Source organism: Paenibacillus montaniterrae (assembly GCF_018403185.1).
In the GTDB taxonomy this organism is placed as follows: Bacteria; Bacillota; Bacilli; order Paenibacillales; family Paenibacillaceae; genus Pristimantibacillus; species Pristimantibacillus montaniterrae.
The window spans coordinates 1-1,312 of sequence record NZ_BOSE01000025.1 but is presented as its reverse complement, the minus strand read 5'-3'; the positions used below and the strand labels follow the sequence as shown (position 1 = coordinate 1,312).

Here is a 1,312-nt window from a genome sequence, read left to right as displayed (position 1 = left end):
TGGAGTGCTACGATAAAAATGCAGTCGCAAAACCCCCTCATATGAAATAGAATGAAAGCTGACGAGGGAGTTGAGCACGAATGAAAAGATATGACAAAGCATTTAAAGAAGAAGCCGTAAGATTAAGTCATGAGGTTGGACCAAAGAAAGCTGCTGAGCAGTTAGGCATCTCCTACTACACCCTGCAGGAATGGAGAAAGCGAAAAAACCTGCATGGCGAAGGAGCACATATTGGGAGCGGACACGCTTATGCAGCTGCCAATAAAACCTCACGCGAAATGGAATTAGAAAAAGAAATCGTCGAGTTGCGCCGTGCAAATGAAATATTGAAGGATGCACTCGGTTTTTTCGCAAAAGACCGGAAGCGGTAAAGACCTGCCAGCTCTATGCTTACATCCGTGAACGACGGGATCAGTGGACCGTCAAGGCGATGTGCCACGTACTTGCTGTCAGTGAATCGGGCTATTACCGTAGCCTGAAGCCCTCACTCAAACAGGAGCGGCAGTACCTTCTTCTGGTCAAAATCAACGAAATCATGGGAGAGCATGAAGACAACCGCAATTACGGTGTTCAGCGTATTCTGCTGGCGCTGGCGCAACGCGAGATCACGACCAGCTACAGCACTGTCTACCGCATCATGAAGAAGCATGGCCTGCTGAAGAAAGCCAAGCGTCATCCAAGCAGCCTTACACGCGAGGATGCCGCAGCTCAAAAGAGCGAGAACCTGATCCAGAGAGACTTCAGCGCCTCAGCACCCAACCAAAAGTGGTTAGCCGATATTACGGAGATCCCTTGTTCAGATGGCAAGCTATATCTGTCCGCCATACTGGATTGTTTTAACGGAGAGATCGTAGGCTTGGCCATGGACGACAACATGCGCAAAGAGCTCTGCATCCAAGCCTTCGAGAACGCCTGTAAAGCAAGTAATACTCGCGGCATGATTTTTCACAGCGATCGAGGCAGCCAATTCACGAGTCATGCTTTTCGGGAGAGTCTAGCTAAACGGGATGCCATTCAGAGCATGAGCGGTACAGGTCGTTGCTATGATAACGCAAGGATGGAAAGCTTTTTTGCTACGCTAAAGAAAGAGAAGCTGTACAAGCTTAACACAGAGCGCTATCCGATGGTCGAGATGAAATCGATCATCTTCAGATACATCATGGTCTACTACAACAGACAGCGGATCTACACCTCTAATCAAGGAGGCTGGCCGCCAGCTATTTATCGCGAAAAAATGCTGTCAAAGGCAGCGCAGACAATGAGGGTTTCTGCATGAGTGTGTTTTCGAACTGCACTTTTCTTGACAACTCCA

At 48.5% G+C, this 1,312-nt stretch carries 2 protein-coding genes; both read left to right on the top strand.

The window, feature by feature from the left end:
- The first annotated feature begins 80 nt into the window (after window positions 1-80).
- On the top strand, window positions 81-371 hold the full coding sequence (locus KJS52_RS26930) for a transposase (protein ID WP_213520724.1): 291 nt from the start codon (window positions 81-83) through the stop codon (window positions 369-371).
- Window positions 326-1,276 (top strand): IS3 family transposase, encoded by a 951-nt coding sequence (locus KJS52_RS26925; protein WP_213520726.1) that lies wholly within the window; start codon window positions 326-328, stop codon window positions 1,274-1,276. Before KJS52_RS26930 ends, KJS52_RS26925 begins: the two co-directional genes overlap by 46 nt.
- Window positions 1,277-1,312: the final 36 nt, after the last annotated feature.